This window comes from Gordonia sp. NPDC058843, assembly GCF_042743165.1.
In the GTDB taxonomy this organism is placed as follows: domain Bacteria; phylum Actinomycetota; class Actinomycetes; order Mycobacteriales; family Mycobacteriaceae; genus Gordonia.
Genome location: NZ_JBHYNC010000004.1, coordinates 1 through 20,332, shown reverse-complemented (window position 1 = coordinate 20,332; position 20,332 = coordinate 1). Strand labels below are relative to the sequence as shown.

Sequence of the window (20,332 nt, the reverse complement as noted above, 5' to 3'; positions counted from 1 at the left end):
AGCGACACGATGAGGACCTCTGCCGCAGCAGGTGCGCCCAGAACGCTGTAGTACAGAGAGCTCGCCACGAAAGCGGTGGATCAGTCGGCAGACACACCCGAGAAGAACGTCCGGACGGCGACATCGGCGGCGCGGCGGCGCGTCATTCCTTCTGCAGCGATCGAGACCGCCCCGACGAAGCAGAGTGAGTAGAACACCCCGACCAGCCATCGCGTCTCGAGATCGACGGCGATGGCTCCCTCCTTCTGTGCCCGGGCGAGGATCTCGGGGAGCATCTGGTCTTCCTCCTCCGACCACTCCGGGTTTCCCTCGAATCGGTTCGGGTCGGCGAACAGGAACACGATGATGTCACCGATACCGATGATGACGCGCATCAGCGACTCCAGTTCTGCGCGTGCCGTTTCACAGCCGTCGACCGCGTCCTTCGATTGTCGGTCGAGGATGGCGCTCGCCTCGACGAGTGCCGCATCCACGAGCGATTGACGGTCGGGAAAATGGCGGTGGAGGGTGCTCCGGCTGACGTCGGCCCGATCGGCGATGTCGCCCAGGGACGTCGAGAAATCACTTGCCCATGCCGCGATGGCGGCTGACACTATGGCCTGCCGGGTGCGCAGGCGCACACCCGAGACGGGAGCCGGTTCCGGCGCTTCGCTCACCTGGCCGAGACTAACGACCACGCAATGCCCACTGCAACACTCTGCGTTGAAAATGGGACATCGATGTGTCATTATCGATCTCGAATGTTTCGCTCGGGAGGGCTCATACGATGACGACTTCGATATCCTCGGCCGACCCCGGGCAGACCCCGGATCTGCCGATGCGCGCCAAACTGGCGATCCTCTGGTCGTACATGCGGCCGTACCGCGGGCTCCTCGCACTGGGCGTTGTCCTCGGTCTGCTCGGAACCGCAGCCGAACTCGCGACCCCACTCGTCACCAAGTGGGTACTCGACGGACTCGCGGTGTCGGAATCCCTGGCGGCGCCGATCACCGTCCTGGCGGTGTTGCTCGTCGCGGGATCGGTCATCGGTCTGATCCAGACGATCATGCTGGGCACCCTGGCCGAACGGATCATCCTCGCCACCCGAACCGGCCTGATCGGTCACCTGCTCCGCGTCGAGGTTCCCGAACTCTCCCGCCGGCCGAGCGGCGAGATGGTCGCTCGCGTCACCTCCGACACCTTGCTCATCCGGGAAGCGACGACGTCGAGCATCGTCAACGGTGTCAACGGCTTTGTCGGGATGGTCGGCGCACTGGCACTCATGGCGTTTCTGGACCTCCCGCTCTTCGCGACGACGATGGCCGTCGTCATCATGGTCGGGATAGCCGCCGCCTTGCTGATGCCGGGTCTGGCGAAGGCGCAGCAGGACGCGCAGGCCGAAATCGGCTTTCTCGGTGGCCGATTGGAGGGGATCCTCCGATCGATCCGCACGGTCAAGGCGAGTCGCGCTGAGGCGCGTGAATCGGACCGGATCGGTGAGTTCGCGCACCGATCGGCACGTAAGGGTATCCGAGCCGTGCGCATCGAAGCCTGGGCATGGACGATCACCGGGGCCGGGATCAATCTGGCGGTGATGGTCGTCCTGGCGTTCGGCGCATGGCGTGTCGCCGACGGCTCGATGACCGTGAGCACCCTGATCGCCTTCCTGCTCTACGGGTTCCAACTGATGATGCCGGTCTCGCTGCTCACGATGAGTGTCACCGCGCTGCAGTCGGGGCTGGCCGCGGCCGCGCGGATCTCCGAGATCTCCGAGCTGCGAACCGAATCCGACGCTTCGGTGACCGGATACGCGGCGCCTGTCGACCGGACCGCCGCCGCACTCGAACTCCGCGACGTGGTGTTCCGCTACGCACCCGACGCACCGGCTGCGCTGAACGGCATCGATCTGACCATTCCACGACGGGGACACACCGCCATCGTCGGGCCGTCGGGTGCAGGCAAGACGACGATCTTCTCGCTCTTCCTGAAGTTCCTGCGGCCGGATCGCGGTGAGATCGTGCTCGACGGCCGGCCGCTCGACCAGTGGACGCTGAACGACCTACGGGCCCGGATCGCCTACGTGGAGCAGGACACCCCGCTCGTCCCGGGAACCGTGCGCGACAACCTCGTGTATGCGGCGCCCGCGGCGTCGGACGACGAGGTCTGGCGCGCCCTCGCGGCCGTGCGGATGGATGACCGCGTCCGTTCCATGCCCGACGGTCTCCTCACCGATGTCACCACGTCGACGCTGTCGGGCGGGGAACGGCAACGAATCGCACTCGCCCGAGCGCTGGTCGTCGATCCTGAACTGCTCCTGCTCGACGAGGTGACTGCCCAACTCGACGGCCTCACCGAAGCATCGGTGGCCGAGGGCATCCGTCGACAGGCGACCCGCGGAGCCGTCGTGACCATCGCGCATCGGCTCTCGACGATCATGGACGCCGACCAGATCGTCGTCCTGGAAGCCGGCCGAGTGCGTGCGGTCGGCAATCATCGGAGCTTGCTCGCCACCGACGAGCTCTACCGAGAACTGGTCGCCGCCATGCGCATCGACACCGACGCCGACACCGCGGAGGTCGGCTGATCCGACACATGCCCACCCGGCTTGCGGCCGGGTGGGCTGGGCCGGGTCAGAACCTGCTGACGACCACGTTGGTGGTCTGGACTCGCGCCCGGCAGTCGCCGTCGGTGAACCGGACCCGCGCAAAGACCTCGTCGGCACCGTCCCGATCCTCGTCGAGAACCCGGCTGGGCACGACGAATTCGCGGAGGTACTCGAGCCCGCGATCGGAAGCCCGGAGGAATCCTTCGGTCCCGACCGAGGTGCCCGGGAAGTTCCGGTCGTAGAGGTACTGCTCCTTGCCGTCGTCTCCCAGCACGATGTAGTGCATGCCACCGCAACCCCGATCGTTGATATGGGTGACGAATCCGACAGCGTCCGCTCGGGTCATCGGATACAGACCCTGGATGATGACGCGGTTCTTCCCGGCACCCGTGATGTTCTGATCGACGATCGTCAGCGTCGCGCCCGGTGTGCGGGCGGGTGCTGCCGATGCGGTCGTCGCGAGCGGTGCCGCGACGCCGATCGCTGCGGCGATGGACACCGCCGCACCGAGACGTGACATAATTTTGCTCCGACTCGATGGTGTCCTCATGACCGCACCGCCTCGATGACGCGGTACTCCCAGTCGATCGAGATCCCGCCGGCGACCGACTGCTGGTGGGATTCGGCGAGGGCGACGAGATCGGCTCGCAGCGCGTCCTTGCCGTCGTCGTCGAGCTTCGACGCGGCGGCGAAGGTCGGACCGTAGTAGCCGAGGAACAGATCGGCGAACGCAGACGCGTCGACGAACCGGACGGTCAGTGCGGCACTGTGCGAACCGACCGACTGCACCCGATCTCCGAACAACGACGCGACGTACTCCCGGTCACCCCATCGGGTGGCGGGACGTGCGCCGGGAGGCGGCGACACGTGGCGGCCGACCGCGGCGAGCATTCCGCCGACGAAGCCGTCTGCGGTCCAGCTCGTGACCACGATCCTGCCGCCCGGCCGGACGACGCGTGTCAATTCGCGTGCGGCCTGTTCGTGATCGGCGGCGAACATGATGCCGATCGTCGAGATACCGGTGTCGAACGTCGCGTTGCCGAACGGCAAGACCTCCGCGGGTGCTTCCACGAAATCGACAACGAGATGTTCTGCGGCTGCACGACTGCGGGCGATGTCGAGTAGTGCCGGCACGTAGTCGATCGCGGTGACGTCGCCGCCCTGCCGGGCCGCGGCGAGTGCGGAGTGACCGGTGCCGGTGGCGATGTCGAGGATTCGATCGCCGGGAATGACCGATGCCGCGTTCACGGTGGCTTCGTTGACCGGCACGGTCAGTGCGGCGATACGGTTGTAATCACCGCTGCTCCAGACCTTCTGCTGCTTGCCGCGCAGGGAGACGAGGTCCGGTGAGATGGATGTCGTCATGAGATTGCCCATTTCTGTGTGGTGGGACGACCGGCCGTCGGCGACCGATTCGGTCCCGGCGTCCGGGCGGAGCCCCTTCTTCGGGGTCACGGACCACACTCGGTCACCGGGCACATGGCAGGCATCGGTGAGGACCTCCCATCTTTCGCCCGGCTGTCGTATCCGTGAATGGGTAGACACACCTATCCGAGCCCTTCGCGGCCTACACTCGGGCGGTGCGCTTGTTGGAGAGGACCGGGCAGTTGTCGCAGATCAACGCGGCATTTGCCCGGCTGCCGATAGGTACGGGGTTCTCCGTCTCGGGCGAGAGTGGCGCGGGCAAGACGACGTTGATCGCGCAGGTGTGTGAGACAGCCCGAGATGTCCGGGTCCTGCGCGTGGCGTGCGACCCACTGGACACACCGCGTCCGCTGGGACCCGTCAAAGATCTCGGCATCGGGCTCGAACCGACGATGCTCGCCGACGTCTGCGAAGCCGCTTTCGCCCGTCTGGGTGCCGAACCGACACTGCTCGTGGTGGAAGATCTGCATTGGATCGACGCGGCGTCGACCGATGTGCTGCGCTTTCTGTGCCGTCGTATCGAGTCGATACCGCTTGTCCTTCTCCTGACACATCGAGAACTCGAACCGCAGGCGTCGGCGCGTGCACTACTGGCCGAGAACGTGTCCCGCATCGAGTTGCCACCGCTCAGCGTCGGGGCAATCGCCGAACTGGTCGAAGGCACAGGTCTCGATCCCGCGCGGGTCCACGCCGCGACCGGTGGTAACCCCTATTTCGCGACCGAGGTCTCCCGTGAACCAGACCTGCCGATCCCGTCGTCGGTACGCGACGCTGTACTGGCGCGGACGACGAAGGTCAGCGCGGCCGACTTCGAGGCGCTCCAACTGATCGCGGCCTCTCCGGAACGCGTTGCCGACACCGCGCTGCCCGCCCTGCGCATCGAGTACCCCACGCTCCAGCGGCTCGCCGACACCGGCCTGCTGGAGTGGGGACCCGACGGCATCGTATTCCGACATGAATTGGCCCGCCGGGCGATCGAATCCACGATCCCGCCCGGCGGGGTCGCACACCTGCATGCCCAGCTCCTCGGCGCGCTCGAACAACTGGGGACCGTGCACCCGTCGGTGTTGACCCACCATGCCGTCGCCGCCCGCGACTCCGACCGCGCCGTCCGATACGCCAAAGCAGCAGCCGAGGACGCCATCCGCGGCGGTGCGCACACGGAGGCCGTCGCGTACTACGAGATCGCCAGACACCATCAAGGCAACGCCTCAGCTCACGAGCGTGCCGAATTGCTCTTGGCGCTGGCCAACGAACAGTATATGGTCAGCCGTCTACGGGACGCGATAGCCAGTGTCAACGAGACGTTCCCGCTGTGGACCGAGGTGGGCGACGAAACCGGTTTGGCGACAGCTCATGTCGCGGTCGGAGTGTACGAGTACTACAGCGCGCACCGGCAACGTGCCGAGTCTCACCTGACCCGTGCAGCGGAAATCGCGTACGGCACAGGGGCGACAGCGGTGTACAGCCACGCCCAGATCCAACGCGCGTTCCTGGCGTTCATGCGGGGCGACGTGTCGGACACCGAGTCCCTGCTGGCGGACACCACCTCCGCATCCGATGAGGAATTGCGGTTGTGGAATCAGGTCGTCTCGGACTCGGCGGCGCTGTCCAGTGGCGAAGTGGATTCGCGCAGTAGGCTTCTCGCGCACATGGAAACTGCGCGCACGCTCGGCTTCGACGAGCTCGCCTCGACTGTGTACTCGCAGGTGGCCAGCCTCGACGTCGAACAGGGCAGATACCGGGCTGCAGACCGGATCCTCGACGCTGGTCTCCCGTTCACGGTCGAGCGCGACATCCAGATCTGTCGCCACTGGCAGACCGCGGTGCGAAGCCGGTTGCAGTTGGCGCGCGGGCACTGGAACGGTGCCCTCGAGGACGCCGGGGCGGTCATCGATGCCGACGGGATGCCGATCGCCACGTTGTGGCCACTTTTGGTCACGGTGCTGGTACCGCTACGGTGCGGCACCCCGTTCGACATCGACGAGATCGAGAGTGCGTGGGCACTCGCCGACCAGATCGATGAGCCTCTCCGTCGACTCGCGGTCCTGGCCGCTCTCGCGGAGATCAGTTGGATGACCGGGACCGAAGACGCGCGGGTCACCGCAGCGCACACCCTCGACGAGGACGGAACCGATTGGGGTTCTGGAAGTCTTGCCGTCTGGCGTGCCCGGATGGGCCTGTCGACGCAGACCGGACGGATCGCGGAACCTTATCGGTTGTCGCTCGACGGCCGGTATGCCGACGCCGCGCGCTGGTGGTCGGAGGCGGGTGACCCGTTCTCGGCGGCGTTGTGCTGGCTCGATTCCGACGACCCGGGACGCGGTGTGACGATTCTGGACGGACTCGGAGCCGTGGGAACGGCCGATCGAGCGCGCGCGATGATGCGCGAACGAGGTTGCGTCACCGTTCCGCAACGCCCCCGTCCGACGACACGAGTGAATCCCGGGGGTCTGACCAACAGACAGTTGGAGGTCGCGCGCCTGGTGGCGGAGGGTTTGTCGAACTCGGAGATCGCCGGGCGCCTGTACATCTCGTCGAAGACCGCGGATCACCATGTGTCGGCAGTGCTGTCGAAGCTGGGGATGGCATCGCGTCGTGAAGTCCTGGCCCGAGGCGTCGAGTTGGGACTGCGATAGGTTGGCCTACTTCGTGATCGGGTCGCTGCGCCCGACGCCCGCCGCTCGCTGTGCCGCGCGAGAGAGCGTGTGGTCCTTCTCGAACTCGACTGCCGCTTCGGGATGATGTCGACGGAGCTCGCGAACCGCGGTTCCGAGCGCGGTCTGGACGAACGTCTCCGGATCGTCGGCGAGCGTGGTCAGAATGGTCAGCGGGTCGTCCGGTTCGCCATGCCTGATGATCCAGAACGACGCCACGATTGCCGTCCGTCGTTCCCAGGGATTCGACGACCGCGACAGCGCGTGCAGCGGCGAGCGTGATCGATCGAGCAGGTACTCGCCGACGACCCTCGGCGCCGCGCGATCGACGAGGTCCCAGGTATCGATGTGCTGGTGCTCGCCGAGGTACAGCTCGTAGAGGGCGGTGCGTTCCGGCGTCATCGGTGCGAACCGTCGTGCGCGAGCGTCGAGAATGCTGATGGCCACCATGCGCATCTCGTACCAGTGAGACCGGATGAGATCGCGGACGACGTCGAGGTCGAGATCCCGGTGCGACTTGGCCAGATCGAAGGTGTATTTCATCCGCACACCGATGATCTGATCGCGCGGAACACGTTTGGCGATCAACTGCACCTGATCTGGGCTGGCGGCTCGCCGCAGCGACTCTTCGATGTCCTCCACCGAGGTCGGTCTGGGCACTGCGCCTCCCGTCTGGTCGCGTTCATCTCACGATAGATGTCGGTGGACGATCTCGGTCCGTTCGCTGTGTTCCGCCCATTCTCGCCGATCAGGGCAAGCGCTCGCGGATCGAATAATCGATGGCGGCCCTCATCGGGCGGTGCTAGCGTGAGCCGCGCTGTCCGACCACGGGCAGCGAGAGACCTGGAGGTGAGTCGATGGTTGCCGTCGAGATCGCTGTCGTCGACAGCATCCGAACCATCCCCATTTCTCCAGCCCGTCTCTGACCTCAAGTCTGTGTCCGCGCACGCGACCAAGTCGCGGCTCGGTGGAACTTCTGGGGTCACGGGCTCATCCAGAAGGTCTCTACAGTGCATTCCTCAGATCATCCATCCTCCCCTGTCGAGCTCACCGCGCTCGGTTGGGACAGTCATTTCTCCGCTCTGTTCGCCGATCACGCCGATGTCGACGCGGTACCCGCTCGCGTCGTGCGGGTGAATCGTGGTGGGTGCGACACCCTCACGGCGACGGGGTCGATTCGGGCCGTCTACGACTCTCGGCACGTCGCCGATCGTGAGCGGGCCGTGTGCACCGGCGACTGGGTCGTCGTGCGCCCTGATGGCGAGCGGGCCCACATCATCCAGGTGTTGCCTCGGCGGACGGCGATCGCGCGTGCGAGTTCGGACCGGACGTCGGAACGACAGGTACTCGCGGCCAACGTCGACACGGTGATCATCGCGGTGTCGGTGGCGAACCGGATCAACGTCGGCCGGATCGAACGCTTGCTGACGCTGGCGTACGACGCGGGCACCCGACCGATCGTGGCGTTGACCAAGTCCGACCTGGTCGACGACCCCCTCGCCGGTGAGGCCGCCGTCACTGCGGTCGCTCCGGGTGCCGAGATCGTGGCGACGAGCACGATCAGCGGCGTCGGTATCGATCCACTCCGATCCGCCATGACCGGCACCGCGGTTCTGCTCGGTTCCTCCGGAGCCGGCAAGTCGAGCTTGGCCAACGCGCTCCTCGGCCGCGATCACATGGCGGCCAACGAGATTCGATCCGTCGACGGCAAGGGAAGGCACACGACGGCACACCGCGAGCTGTTGCTCCTCCCGGACGGAAAGGTGCTGATCGACACGCCTGGTCTGCGCGGGATCGGTGTGCAGGACGTTGCCGATGCCGCCGGCCGAACCTTCTCGGAGATCGAGGAGTTGGCTCGCGACTGCGCATTCCGGGACTGCGAACACCGCAGCGAACCCAGGTGTGCGGTGCAGGAAGCGATTCGGGAAGGTCGGCTGGATCCGGGTCGACTGGAGCGATATCGCAAGCTGCTACGCGAGAGCGAGTGGTCGGCTGCCCGGGGCGACGCCCGGGAGGCGAGCAAACGAAGCAAGCGGGACAAGGCGATCACGCGAGACATTCGCGCCATGTATCGTTTTCGGGACCGCCAGGCCTGAGAGTCGGGCCGCTCTGGGGGGGCGGCGGCACTCGTCAGTCGTCGGCGCCGGGTCCGTCGAGATGCGCGAGTGCGGCCCGCGCGGCTTCGAGCTCCTGACTGAGTTCCTCGATGCGGCGTTGTGCGGCAGTTCTTGCCGACTCGATGACGGCATCGACCGCGGCGATCGCGTTCTCGTCGTCGAGTTCGCGCATCGCTCGGGCCACTCGATCGGCGGTGACCTCGGCGGGTTTTCCCTGTTTCCTGGTGCCGTGTGACACCGACACGGTCCACGTGCTCTCCCCCGCCACGGTGATGGTGACTGTCGTCGGGGCGTTCGGAGCCTTCGTCTTTCGTGACGGCCTGCTCGTCGTAGACGAAGGCGCCGACGTCGCCGCCCTCGCTTGCGCGTCTGTCCCTGCTTGCGCCTTCGAGGCCTTGGGGGCGGCAACTGTCTCGGTGTCAGCACGTGTCGCGGCTGGAGTGGGGTCGGCCTGCGCGGCCACCGGCTTCGGTGTCCGCCCACGACCCGCCGCCGTGGTCGGTGCCGACGGCCGGTTCCGCCGCAGTTCGTCGGCTTCAAAGGGTAATTGGTCGTCGACGCCCTTCGGGCTCACCATCACCGTCGACCCGTCGATCGACAGGACCCGGGCGGAGGTGCCGGCCTCCAGGTTCAGCGATGGCATCGCATCGCGCAGATACACGGTCGCTCGCTTACCGGAAGCGAGTGCGGCCGACAGCGACTCCAGGTCGCCTGGACTCAGTCCGGTTCTTGTCTGAGAACTCACTGCGCCATTGTCGCACATGCGTGCGAATGACTGGTTCGGGCTCAGGTCCACGAGACCGGGGGTGGGCGGCCGCTCAAACCTCCGCTCGATGACTGTTACCTTTCCGTTACCTGTCGCATCGGTGTGGCCTCGAAGGTCGCGGCGAGCACTGACGAGATGGTTCGCGCACCTAATGTTCTCGGTGTCGGTAACGGGCTTTCGGAGGGAACATCTTGTGACGCAGGCGAGCAGTCCGACAGGAGCATCACCGGCCGCATCGCGCGAGGTTCCGATCGCCGACCATGCCTACGCCGGAATCACGATCGCGACGCTGTTGTGCGTCACCTCGGCCGCCACATTTCTCACACTCTTCCCCTGACTCGGCCGACACCAGACTTCGAGTGGAAAGCACCACAAGTGCTCCTTGCCGGTGTGCCACCTGCGTCGACTCTTGTCCGCAGGTGGCACACACCACTTCGTGACGACCCCGGCACTGTGCCGATCGGTTTGAGCTCACTCCGTGGTCACCCGGGTGAGCTGTTCGGACACCTCCCATAGCCGAGTTGCCGCCTTCGGATCGTCGAAAGACTTCCAGAGTCGGTGCGCGCCGGGCGGCCCGCCCGCGTTCCCCGGCCACTGGGGTCCATAGAACGCGCCGTCGAACGCATCCGGTGATGTGACGCCCATCAGTGCAGGGAGAGAGGCGGTGTGGACCGTGCCGACCCCGAAACCATGTCGTGACAACCATTCGATGGCTCGCCGGCCTCCGGTCGGCGCCGTCCTGCCGACCTCCGGACGCGCCGCGAGAAGACTGGTCGGAGCAACCCCCGGATGCGAGATCGTGCTGGTCAAACCCCAGCCCGCAGCCCGACTTCGGCGTCCGAGCTCGAGTCCGAACAGGGCGCACGCGATCTTGGACTGGCGATAGGCGCTCATCCCGTCGTAGTCGTGTTCGCAGTTCAGGTCGTCGAAGTCGATCGACCCCCGTTTGGCCGCGATGCTCGTCTGCGAGGTCACTCGCGCCCTGCCTGCTCTCAGGAGGGGAAGTACTCCGAGGGTGAGTGCGAAATGCCCGAGATGATTGGTGCCGAACTGGACTTCGAGTCCGTCGACGGTGGACATGCGTTCGGGCGGCGTCATGACGCCTGCGTTGTTGACGAGAATGTTGATCGGTGTGCCATCCGCTCGGAGCCGCGCGCTGAGGGCATCGACGGATGCCAACGAGGACAAGTCGACCTCTTCGAGGGTGAGGACGGCCGCGGGGTGGCGGTCGCGGATGCGTGCGGCGGCCGCTGCGCCCTTGCTCGGGTTGCGTACCGGCATGACCACCTCGGCGCCGGCGCCGGCGAGGGCTGCCGTGATCTCCCACCCGATGCCGTCGCTCGCGCCGGTCACCACCGCACGTCGACCGGTCAGATCTGGGATGAACAGGGTGTATTTGCTGCTTCGTGGCATCGGTGCTCCTCGTCGGCCTGGGTTCGTTCCCATGTCCTGTGAGTGTCGCTTCGTGCCGCACCGTTAACCACGACTTGTCGATCCGTGGCTCCGCGGTACCCGGTCCCGGAAGAATGGCCTCATGATCGACAGATCCGGCCTGGCGGACTTTCTTCGAGTGAGGCGTGCCGCCTTGCAGCCGGAGGACGTGGGAATGCCGCGGGGGCAACGACGTCGTACAGGTGGACTCCGTCGCGAGGAGGTCGCCGTCCTGTGTCACATGTCCCCCGACTACTACTCACGGCTCGAACGGGAGCGCGGCCCGCAGCCGTCGCCGCAGATGGTCGCGGCCATCGCCCAGGGCCTGCACCTCTCGCGCGAGGAGCGAGATCACCTGTTCCTCCTCGCCGGCCACCAGCCACCGGCACGCGGGACCGACGGCGAACACGTTGCCCCTGGGATGATGCGAATCTTCGATCGACTCACCGACACCCCGGCCGAGATCGTCACCGAACTCGGTGAGACATTGCGCCAGAACCGACTCGGGGTCGCACTCGTCGGCGACCTCATGCGCTTCGACGGGCCGGCGCGCAGCATCGGCTATCGATGGTTCACCGACCCGGACACTCGTCGGTTGCACCCGACCGAGGACCACGAGTTCTACTCACGGATGTACGCCTCCGGGCTGCGCGGGGTCTCGGCGCTCCGTGGCCCCGACTCCTATGCGGCGTCGCTCGCGGAACGGCTCGCCGACGAAAGCGAAGAATTCCGCGACATCTGGGCACGGCACGAAGTGGGCGTCGCGCCCAGGGAGGTCAAGAGGTACGTGCATCCTGACGTCGGGATGTTGGAGTTGAACTGTCAGATTCTCGTCGACCCACGGTGTTCGCATTCGCTTCTCGTGTACACCGCGACACCGGGCAGCACGAGCTCGGAGAAGCTCCGACTGCTGTCCCTTGTCGCGGCGCCCACAGCGTTCTGACACTTGCCCGACATCGGCATTGCGTACTTCCGGCGAGGTTGACGCTCAGAAGTCGAACCCGCCGCCGAAGTCGCCACCGCCGAAGTCTCCACCGCCGAAGTCCCCGCCGCCGAAATCGCCCGAGTCGCCGCCGCCGACGTCACCGGAGTCCCCGCCGCCGTCGAGAGCGCCCTGGTCGGAACCATCGCCGGTGCCGCTCTCGAATGCCTGTGCGTCGTAGGGGACCCCCGCCATGCCGGAGAACATCGCCGAGAACAGGAACATCGAGCCGAGGCCCCACGCGCCGGCAACCAGTGCCGGCTTCCACCACGGCTCCGAGTACCAACCGGCGGGCACCGGCCTGCCCGCCACACGACCGCCGGGGTAGTAGTTGGGAGTCTGCTCCGAGGGACTCGGCGACGCGGCGACCTTTCGTCCCTCGAACTCGACGGTGCGGTCCTCGGTGACCGCACCAGCACTCTTCTGCCCGTCGAGTTCGGGGATGGCCGGTCCGGGATCGAGATTCATCGCGGCCCGGGCAGCCCGGATGTAGTAGAGGCCCTCGATGGCGGTCTGCTTGGCCAGTCGGGCCTGCGTCGGTGTGTTTGCCTGCTCGATCTGAGACCCGGCCGCGGTGTACCGCTCCCCCGCGTCGGCGAGTGCCTGTTTCGAGGCCGGTCCGTCGCCGACCAGCATGAACACCTGTCCCCCGAGTCGTTCGATGGCTTGTCGCGCGTCTGCTTTCGCGTCGTCGAGGGTGCGGGCCTGGTTGGCGCCGGAACGCTGCTGAGCAAAGACCACCACCCCGACGACGGCCACGACGATGACGGCGATCAAAATCAGTGCTTCCATGCTTTCCCTCCGGTTCGCGAGTCCGCGGCCCGTCGACCGGACATGATCAGGCCGACAAAACGGACACCATCGAGCGTACCGATGCCCGACCGTCCGCTGCCGCGTCGATGAGCGGCCGCCGCACCGCCGACCCTGACCATTCTCGTCGAGGATCTCGATCGGTGCTGCGCCTTCACCGGTGTCGGAGATCAGCCGCCCGGGCCGCGGATCTCTACGATGGGAATGTGTTCTTCTTGTTCGGATATGGCCGTAAGCAGAAGCATCTCGGTGCGGGTCAGACCCGAGCCTGTCCGCGGTGCCACAACACCACCCAGTGGGCGAGGATGCGTGAGTACACGCAGTTCACCGTCTTCTTCATCCCGATCGCCCGGTGGAATCGGCGCAACTTCGAGGCCTGTGGCATCTGCGGCGCGGCGTTGGCGGTCTGACCCCAGCCCGGGGTGCGTCGATGAACCACCCCGGCTTCGTCCGCGCACCCGGTTTGCCGGTGGCGAAACTGGTTACTCTCGGAAGGGTGTCCGCCTCCCCCGATTCATCCACACGCACGAGTGCCGCGATCACCGGCTTCGAGCGCACCTTCGTCGATGAGCTGACGTCCCTCACCGTGCCGTGGCAGGGCGCCGACACGCCTGCCCCTCGTCTCCTCGTCGTCAACGAGACCCTCGCCGCCGAACTGGGTCTCGATGTCGAGGAGTTGCGAACCGACGACGGCGTCGCACTTCTGTCCGGTGCGGCCGCCCCTTCCGACGCCGTCCCTGTCGCGACCGCCTACTCCGGGCACCAATTCGGTGGCTACACCCCGCTCCTCGGCGACGGGCGGGCGTTGCTGTTGGGCGAGCTCGTCGATCCGAACGGCCGACGAGTCGACCTGCAGCTCAAGGGTTCTGGGCGGACTCCGTTCTCCCGGGGTGGTGACGGATTCGCGGTGGTGGGGCCGATGCTGCGGGAATACCTCGTCAGCGAGGCTATGCATGCTCTCGGTATCCCGACCACGCGTTCGCTGTCGGTCGTTGCCACGGGGCGTGACATCCAGCGCACCGGCGCCGAACCCGGGGCGGTGCTGGCTCGGATCGCCGCGAGTCACCTCCGCGTCGGAACCTTCGAGTACGCGGTCCGAAACACCGATCTGACGCAGCAGCTCGCCGACTACGCAATCGACCGTCACTATCCGGAACTCGCCGGCTCCGGGGGGTCGGAGGCCGTCAATCGCTACGTCGCGTTCTTCGAAGCCGTGCTCGAGCGTCAGGCCGCCCTCGTGGCCAGGTGGATGCTGGTCGGTTTCGTGCACGGCGTGATGAACACCGACAACACGACGATCTCCGGTGAAACCATCGACTACGGGCCGTGCGCCTTCCTCGACGCGTTCGACCCATCAGCGGTGTTCAGCTCGATCGACCACGCAGGACGCTACGCGTTTGGAAACCAACCGGCCGTCCTGAAGTGGAATCTTGCCCGGTTCGCCGAGACTCTGCTCAGGTTCATGGCCCCGACGCCCGACGAGGCGATCGCAGCCGCGACCGATGTGTTGGCCGGCTACGAGGCGCGGTACGAGTACCATTTCGCAGGCGGGATGGCGTCGAAGATCGGACTGGCAGACGCACCCCCTGAACCCGATCTGATCGCCGATCTGCTGACTCTGATGCGGGAGCATCGTGCCGATTGGACCGGCACGTTTCGGGCCCTGGCCGACGAACTTCGTGGAGACCAGCTCCCGGTCACGAGTCTCATCCCGCGCGACCAGATCGGTCCATGGCTCGAACGCTGGCGCAGCACGCTCGCCCGTCTCGGTCGTGAGCCCGAGTCGGTTGCCGCCACGATGGACCGAGTCAACCCGGTGTACATCCCGCGCAATCACCAGGTCGACGCGGCGCTTCGTGCAGCGACGGATGGAGACCTGGAACCGTTCCGGCGACTGCTGGCCGCGGTCACGCACCCGTACGAACGCCGCACGGACTGGGCCCATTACGCGGCCCCGGCCCCGCAGGCCTTCAGCGAGAGCTTTCAGACCTTCTGCGGCACCTGAGCCGGACGCCGTCGAATGGTCACACAGTGAAGTCGAGTGAGGACGACGACAACTCTCGTGATGCACTGCTCGCCGAGAGGGAACGAACCGTTGCGCTGATCGATTCACTGTCGACCCGGTTGGCCGCGGTCCTCGAGGCGACGAGTGACGCGGCCGCCGACGACGAGCACGACCCGGAGGGTTCGACGCTTGCGGTGGAACGCGGACATCTGGTTGCCCAGTTGGAACGCTCGCGGGTCCGACTGGACGAGATCGGTGCGGCGCTCGACCGCGTCGGCGCCGGCGCGTACGGCACCTGCGAGACCTGTGGGCAGCCAATCGGTTCGGAGCGTTTGGAGGTCTTACCGGCGACCCGACAGTGTGTGCGCTGTGCGGCTCGCCGCCCATCCAGACGATGGTGAGAGCGTGAGTCGCCGCCCGGCCGCGCTGATGAAGAACTCCTCATTTTCGCGTCACGGTGAGCTCACGCCGGCGAGCAACCATTTCTCGTATGCGAAGTGGGGGCAGGGCCCGACACATTGGTCATCGATCGGAACGCGATGTCGAATCCGAGTACGCGACGATCCGGTGCGCGCGCCGGATGCTCCTCGGGATCCTCGTCGGGTCGATGGCGTGCGCCGCTGCCGTCTTCACCCCGGCCGCACAGGCTCTCGACGTGAACCCGCCGACACGGTCATGCGCGAAGATCGGGATCATCGGTGACAGCAAGAGCGACCATGCGATCGGTGCACGGCGCTGGATCGAGGCAGACCTGCGGGACCGGGGAGTCCCGCACTACCTCAACACGAGCAGCGGCCGGAGTATCACTCGTGCGGGCAGCGGCACCGACGCGCACACCGGAAACGGGCTGTCTGCCGTCCGCCACGCCAAGCGCGCGGGCGTCACCTGCTTCGTGATTGCGTTGGCCGCCAATGACGCTGCGCACACCGGAGGTGACCGGAGCGTCATGCGGCGAGACATCGACTCGCTGATGCGCGCCATCGGGCCTCACCGCGTCGACTGGGTGACGTCGAAGACCGCGCTGGCTCGCGGACCGTACTCAAACGCCAATGTGCAGCGTTTCAGCGCCGAGATCAACGCGGCCCGATCGCGGTGGCCGAACCTCGAGGTGAACAACTGGCAGCGGGTGCGCGAGACGCTTCCGTCGTGGTGGGCCGCCGACGGCGTTCACCTCGATGCGGGCAACGCCATCCGGGGCAGGTATGTGGCCGAATCGGCCTTTGTCGCCGGGTCACGGTGAGGATCGCTGGTGCGCAACGAGTATGACCGTCGAGCTGCGCTCCCGGACCGACCTTCTGAGCCGCGGTTCACCGGGGCCAACGTGCCGAACTCCCGGTCGACATATGCGCGTATCGCCATACACGGGTAGACCGGAGGGCGGGAGAGCACGCAACCGACTCGAACCGAGAGGTGTCCGGCATGAAAGCCATCCAGATCGTCAAGCCAGGAAGTCCGCCCGAACTCCGCGAGGTCGACAAGCCGACGCCGGGCCCGGGGCAGGTGCTGCTGAAGGTAACCGCCGCCGGTGCATGCCACTCCGATGATTTCGTGCTCAACATGCCTGCCGACGGTTTTCCGTACCCCTTGCCGATGACGCTCGGACACGAAGGGGCGGGGGTGGTCGCCGAAATCGGTAGCGGCGTGAAGTCACTCACCGAAGGGACCTCGGTCGCGGTGTACGGGCCATGGGGCTGCGGTGTCTGCCACTTCTGCTCACGTGGTCTCGAGAACTATTGCACTCGCGCCGCCGAACTCGGCATCACCCCACCCGGGCTCGGCAACGAAGGTGCAATGGCCGAGTACATGATCGTCGACGACGCACGGCACCTGGTTCCGCTCGGCGACCTCGACCCCGTTGCCGCGGTACCGCTCACCGACGCCGGACTCACTCCCTATCACGCGATCAAGCCATCGCTGCCGAAGCTCGTCGGCGGGACCACGGCGGTCGTCATCGGCGCAGGCGGTTTGGGACACATCGGCATTCAGCTGCTCCGTCATCTGACCCCGGCTCGGATCATCGCCCTCGACCTGAGTGAGGACAAGCTCGCGTTCGCGCGAGAGGTGGGTGCTCACGAGACCGTTCTCAGCGATGCCGACGCGGTGGCAAACGTTCGGAAGATCACCGGAAGTGACGGAGCGACAGCCGTATTCGATTTCGTCGGACTGCAGCCGACCATCGACACCGCGATGGGGATCGTCGGCACGATGGGTGACGTCGTGATCGTCGGCATCGGTGACGGAGTCGCCGCGGCGAAGGTCGGCTTCTTCACGCAGCCGTACGAGGTGTCGGTACGCGCGCCGTACTGGGGTGCTCGAGACGAACTGATCGAGGTCCTGGACCTCGCTCGCGACGGCGTGCTGGAGGTCGCCGTCGAGAAGTTCTCGCTCGACGACGGAATCGAGGCGTATCGCCGGCTGGCGGCGAACGAGCTGCGCGGGCGCGCCGTCGTCGTTCCGGACTGACACCCACCGGACCGCGTCGTGCATCGGTCGCCGCCGAATGTTCGGAACCCTGCCCCGCCCGCGCAACCTACGGTACCGTAACTTGCGTGAAAGTCGAGCTGTCCGAGTCGCAGGCTGTGTACGAGCACTACCTCACCCATCAGCAGGGCCGCGCCCGGGCGCAGGCGATGTATGGGGTGCTGGCGGCCAGGATCCGGCCGGTCGTGCGCTTCCGGTCCAGGGAACGGCTCACCAGCACCGTTCGTAGTGGAGTGCCCTTGCTCATCGCGGCCAATCACGTCTCCGAGCGCGACCCGCTCGTGCTCGCTGCGGCCGGCTTCCGCTCGCCGTTGCGGAGGCGGATCGGGAGTCTGCGCGTCCTGGCGAAGGACGAGTTGTTCGAGGACCCGGAGCAGCGCAAGAAGATCGACACCCTGGGCGGGATCCCGGTCTTCCGCAGTAAAGATCACGGCGTGCGGGCGGCCGCCGAGGCGGGGCGTCAGATGATCGGCGTCTGCGTCGAACGGATGGCACGCGGCGACAGCATCGCGGTGTTTCCGGAGGGTACCTGCAACGAGGGCGACCCGACACAGGTGCAGAGACTCGGCACCGGGATCGGCCACATCGCCCACCGCGCCCTGCGAAACGACGTCGGGGTGTGGCTCATCTCCGCGGGGATCGCCTACCCGAACGACGGCGGACGACCCGTCGTCGCGCTGGGCGAACCGGTTGATCTCGCCGCTCGCCGAGACGACACCCCGGCCGCCGTGACGCGGTGGATCCAGCGGGATCTGCAAGGTGTCGTCGACGAGGCGTGCAGCCACACACGCTGACAGCCACCAGTGCATGTGACGACGTCGATCGGGTTTGGTTCGGACGCCCAGCGGCTATCCGCAGGGGATGCAACGAGATGACGCTGCCGATCCAGCTGAACGAGATGTGACCGCAGCTGACCGGGACGTTCGCGACGACCCCGATGCGGCCGATCCCGACGACCCACGCAAGCCCGACTCGCCGACGGACCTGACCAAGCCGTCGATGCTCTTCGTCCTGAAGAAGACGGCTCGCGAGTTCTCTCGTGACCAGTGCACCGATCTCGCCGCGGCGCTCACCTATTACTCGGTGCTGTCGCTGTTCCCGGCTCTCCTCGCGCTGGTCTCGCTACTGGGCGTGTTCGGGCAGGGTGAGAAGACGACCGACGCCGTCCTGCAGATGGTCGATGACCTCGGACCGTCGTCGGCCGTGGACACCTTGCGGGGTCCCGTCGAGCAACTCGTCGCCGCCCCCAGCGCCGGTTTCGCTCTGATACTCGGTCTGGCCGGCGCCCTGTGGTCGGCGTCGGGTTACGTCGGAGCGTTCGGTCGCGCCATGAACCGGATGTACGAGATCGACGAAGGCCGCCCCATCTGGAAGCTGCGGCCCATCATGCTGTTGGTGACGCTCGTGGCGCTCGTTCTCGCGGCCGCAGTGGCACTGATGCTCGCGGTCAGCGGACCGATCGCGAAGTCCATCGGTGACGCCGTCGGGCTCGGCGACACCGCGCTCACGGTGTGGAACATCGTTCGATGGCCCATCCTGCTGCTGTTCGTCATCCTGATCGTCGCGATCCTGTACTGGGCGACACCGAATGTGCAGCAACCGAAGTTCCGATGGATCAGCGCCGGCGCGGTCCTCGCGATCGTCACCTGGATTCTCGCGTCCGCAGCGTTTGCGCTCTATGTCTCGAACTTCGGCAGCTACAACAAGACCTACGGGGCACTCGCGGGTGTCATCGTCTTCCTCCTGTGGTTGTGGCTGACCAATCTTGCGCTGCTCTTCGGGGCCGAGTTCGATTCGGAACTCGAACGCGGCCGGCAACTCCAGGCGGGGATGCCCGCCGAAGAACATCTGCAACTACCTCCCCGGGACACGACGGCGTCGGACAAGAATGACGAGAAGGACCAGAAGTACATCGAACAGGCACGCGCGCTTCGCAACTCGCAGGGGAAGTGAACCGTCGGCCGCCAGCCCCGTAACGTCAGTGCAACCGGCCGGGCACGAGCTCGGTCGATCGGCGGAAGGAACGTGGCACGATGAGCCGCAATCAAGTGACCGGCGCGGTCGACCGCGCCACCGACAGTTCGTGGTTCGAGCGCGTGGCACGTGCTGGACACGGCGTCAGCGGGCTGCTCCATCTGCTGATCGCGTACATCATCCTGCGCCTCGCCTTCGGCGGAGGCGGAAACGCCGACCAGTCGGGGGCGCTGGGGATCTTCTCCGACTCGGCCGGTGGGCGAATCGTGTTGTGGGTCGCCGCGGTCGCGTTCGCCGGCCTCGCGCTGTGGCGACTCGCCGAGGCCATCGTGGGGCCGCACGCCACCGAGCCAGGCGAGGACAGTGACGGCGCCGAGCAGTGGTTCGACCGTGGCAAGGCGCTGTCGCTGGCCGTCGTCTATGTCGGGTTCACCTGGTCGGCAGTCCGTTTCGCAACGGGCCAGGGCAAGTCGAGCGGGCAGGAGAACGCCGGGCTGACAGCCCGACTCCTCCAGTCGGGCGGCGGCAAGTTCGTCCTCGTCGCGGCCGGACTGATCATCATCGGCGTGGGGATCTACCACGTGTACAAGGGAGCCAGCCGGTCGTTCCTCGACGACCTCACGATCTCCGGCGACAAGGCGGCGACCGTCGCGGGCGTGATCGGCTACTGCGGCAAGGGAGTCGTCCTGGCCGGTACCGGCATCCTGGTCTTCGTCGCGGTCGCGACCGCCGACCCGTCGAAGGCCACGGGGATCGACGGCGCGGTCAAGTCACTCGCCGGCCTGCCGGCCGGGCAGGTGTTGATGGTTCTGGCCGCGGTGGGGATCGCCGCATACGGCGTCTACTGCTACTGGCTGGTGCGGTTCGCGCGGATGTGAATCGACGCGAAACCCGTGTGGCCGACCCTTCGAGGCTCGTCGCTTGCGCTCCTCGCACCTCAGTATCTGAGGCCTGGCGGCCGTCGTGGACCACGAAAGAACACTCGTCGGTGTCCGAAATCCATGCTCCCTAATCCGAAGAGTTAGGTGAGGTGGCTGCTCAGGCCGCTCCGTGGGGTGTGATGGTGACGTTGTATCCGAGTTGGTGGAGCTCGTTGAGGG

The 20,332-nt window shown here is 66.4% G+C and carries 19 protein-coding genes; 12 read left to right on the top strand and 7 right to left on the bottom strand.

Features of this window, described 5'->3' with window-relative positions; all coding sequences use genetic code 11:
• Window positions 1-80 precede the first annotated feature (80 nt).
• Entirely contained in the window at window positions 81-656 is a 576-nt protein-coding gene (locus tag ACFW3F_RS04140; RefSeq protein WP_388054607.1) for a TetR/AcrR family transcriptional regulator, read from the bottom strand.
• 110 nt (window positions 657-766) lie between these two features.
• Here ACFW3F_RS04140 and ACFW3F_RS04135 point away from each other — a divergent pair, with 110 nt between their 5' ends.
• On the top strand, window positions 767-2,563 hold the full coding sequence (locus tag ACFW3F_RS04135) for an ABC transporter ATP-binding protein (protein ID WP_388054605.1): 1,797 nt from the start codon (window positions 767-769) through the stop codon (window positions 2,561-2,563).
• Window positions 2,564-2,609: 46 nt separating this feature from the next.
• On the opposite strand, the gene ACFW3F_RS04130 is transcribed toward ACFW3F_RS04135, so the two are convergent.
• Window positions 2,610-3,104: a hypothetical protein gene (locus ACFW3F_RS04130; RefSeq protein WP_388054603.1), complete on the bottom strand. Its 495-nt coding sequence runs from the start codon at window positions 3,102-3,104 to the stop codon at window positions 2,610-2,612.
• A 26-nt stretch (window positions 3,105-3,130) separates the two neighbouring features.
• Window positions 3,131-4,039 (bottom strand): class I SAM-dependent methyltransferase, encoded by a 909-nt coding sequence (locus tag ACFW3F_RS04125; protein ID WP_388054601.1) that lies wholly within the window; start codon window positions 4,037-4,039, stop codon window positions 3,131-3,133.
• 125 nt (window positions 4,040-4,164) lie between these two features.
• Here ACFW3F_RS04125 and ACFW3F_RS04120 point away from each other — a divergent pair, with 125 nt between their 5' ends.
• Window positions 4,165-6,648 carry an ATP-binding protein gene (locus ACFW3F_RS04120; RefSeq protein WP_388054599.1) on the top strand — a complete coding sequence of 828 codons (2,484 nt, stop codon included), beginning with the start codon at window positions 4,165-4,167 and terminating at the stop codon, window positions 6,646-6,648.
• 6 nt (window positions 6,649-6,654) lie between these two features.
• On the opposite strand, the gene ACFW3F_RS04115 is transcribed toward ACFW3F_RS04120, so the two are convergent.
• Window positions 6,655-7,326, bottom strand: a complete 672-nt coding sequence (locus ACFW3F_RS04115; RefSeq protein ID WP_388054597.1) for a DNA alkylation repair protein — start codon at window positions 7,324-7,326, stop codon at window positions 6,655-6,657.
• A 350-nt stretch (window positions 7,327-7,676) separates the two neighbouring features.
• On the opposite strand from ACFW3F_RS04115, the gene rsgA reads away from it, so the two are divergent.
• Window positions 7,677-8,762 (top strand): ribosome small subunit-dependent GTPase A, encoded by a 1,086-nt coding sequence (rsgA, locus tag ACFW3F_RS04110; RefSeq protein ID WP_388054595.1) that lies wholly within the window; start codon window positions 7,677-7,679, stop codon window positions 8,760-8,762.
• 34 nt (window positions 8,763-8,796) lie between these two features.
• Here the strand turns inward: rsgA and ACFW3F_RS04105 are convergent, their stop codons facing one another.
• Both ACFW3F_RS04105 and ACFW3F_RS04100 read right to left on the bottom strand, forming a co-directional pair.
• A complete protein-coding gene (locus ACFW3F_RS04105) occupies window positions 8,797-9,546 on the bottom strand; it encodes a DUF6319 family protein (protein ID WP_388054593.1) in 750 nt (249 codons plus the stop codon).
• 474 nt (window positions 9,547-10,020) lie between these two features.
• On the bottom strand, window positions 10,021-10,962 hold the full coding sequence (locus tag ACFW3F_RS04100; protein WP_388054592.1) for an SDR family oxidoreductase: 942 nt from the start codon (window positions 10,960-10,962) through the stop codon (window positions 10,021-10,023).
• Between the two features lie 121 nt (window positions 10,963-11,083).
• On the opposite strand from ACFW3F_RS04100, the gene ACFW3F_RS04095 reads away from it, so the two are divergent.
• A complete protein-coding gene (locus tag ACFW3F_RS04095) occupies window positions 11,084-11,923 on the top strand; it encodes a helix-turn-helix transcriptional regulator (protein ID WP_388054590.1) in 840 nt (279 codons plus the stop codon).
• 45 nt (window positions 11,924-11,968) lie between these two features.
• Here the strand turns inward: ACFW3F_RS04095 and ACFW3F_RS04090 are convergent, their stop codons facing one another.
• On the bottom strand, window positions 11,969-12,754 hold the full coding sequence (locus ACFW3F_RS04090; protein WP_388054588.1) for a DUF1542 domain-containing protein: 786 nt from the start codon (window positions 12,752-12,754) through the stop codon (window positions 11,969-11,971).
• Window positions 12,755-12,978: 224 nt separating this feature from the next.
• On the opposite strand from ACFW3F_RS04090, the gene ACFW3F_RS04085 reads away from it, so the two are divergent.
• The 8 genes from ACFW3F_RS04085 to ACFW3F_RS04050 all read left to right on the top strand — a co-directional run bounded on the left by ACFW3F_RS04085 (window position 12,979) and on the right by ACFW3F_RS04050 (window position 20,110).
• Window positions 12,979-13,182 (top strand): zinc-ribbon domain-containing protein, encoded by a 204-nt coding sequence (locus ACFW3F_RS04085; RefSeq protein WP_388054586.1) that lies wholly within the window; start codon window positions 12,979-12,981, stop codon window positions 13,180-13,182.
• 86 nt (window positions 13,183-13,268) lie between these two features.
• Window positions 13,269-14,777 (top strand): YdiU family protein, encoded by a 1,509-nt coding sequence (locus tag ACFW3F_RS04080; protein WP_388054584.1) that lies wholly within the window; start codon window positions 13,269-13,271, stop codon window positions 14,775-14,777.
• A gap of 26 nt (window positions 14,778-14,803) precedes the next feature.
• Window positions 14,804-15,178: a TraR/DksA family transcriptional regulator gene (locus ACFW3F_RS04075; RefSeq protein WP_388054582.1), complete on the top strand. Its 375-nt coding sequence runs from the start codon at window positions 14,804-14,806 to the stop codon at window positions 15,176-15,178.
• A 179-nt stretch (window positions 15,179-15,357) separates the two neighbouring features.
• Window positions 15,358-16,017, top strand: a complete 660-nt coding sequence (locus ACFW3F_RS04070) for a hypothetical protein (RefSeq protein WP_388054580.1) — start codon at window positions 15,358-15,360, stop codon at window positions 16,015-16,017.
• A 179-nt stretch (window positions 16,018-16,196) separates the two neighbouring features.
• Window positions 16,197-17,240, top strand: a complete 1,044-nt coding sequence (locus ACFW3F_RS04065; protein WP_388054578.1) for an NAD(P)-dependent alcohol dehydrogenase — start codon at window positions 16,197-16,199, stop codon at window positions 17,238-17,240.
• A gap of 86 nt (window positions 17,241-17,326) precedes the next feature.
• Window positions 17,327-18,052 carry a lysophospholipid acyltransferase family protein gene (locus tag ACFW3F_RS04060; protein ID WP_388054576.1) on the top strand — a complete coding sequence of 242 codons (726 nt, stop codon included), beginning with the start codon at window positions 17,327-17,329 and terminating at the stop codon, window positions 18,050-18,052.
• A gap of 67 nt (window positions 18,053-18,119) precedes the next feature.
• Entirely contained in the window at window positions 18,120-19,211 is a 1,092-nt protein-coding gene (locus tag ACFW3F_RS04055; RefSeq protein ID WP_388054574.1) for a YihY/virulence factor BrkB family protein, read from the top strand.
• 80 nt (window positions 19,212-19,291) lie between these two features.
• The gene (locus ACFW3F_RS04050; protein ID WP_388054572.1) at window positions 19,292-20,110 is read left to right on the top strand and encodes a DUF1206 domain-containing protein; all 819 of its coding nucleotides are present in this window, start codon (window positions 19,292-19,294) and stop codon (window positions 20,108-20,110) included.
• Window positions 20,111-20,332: the final 222 nt, after the last annotated feature.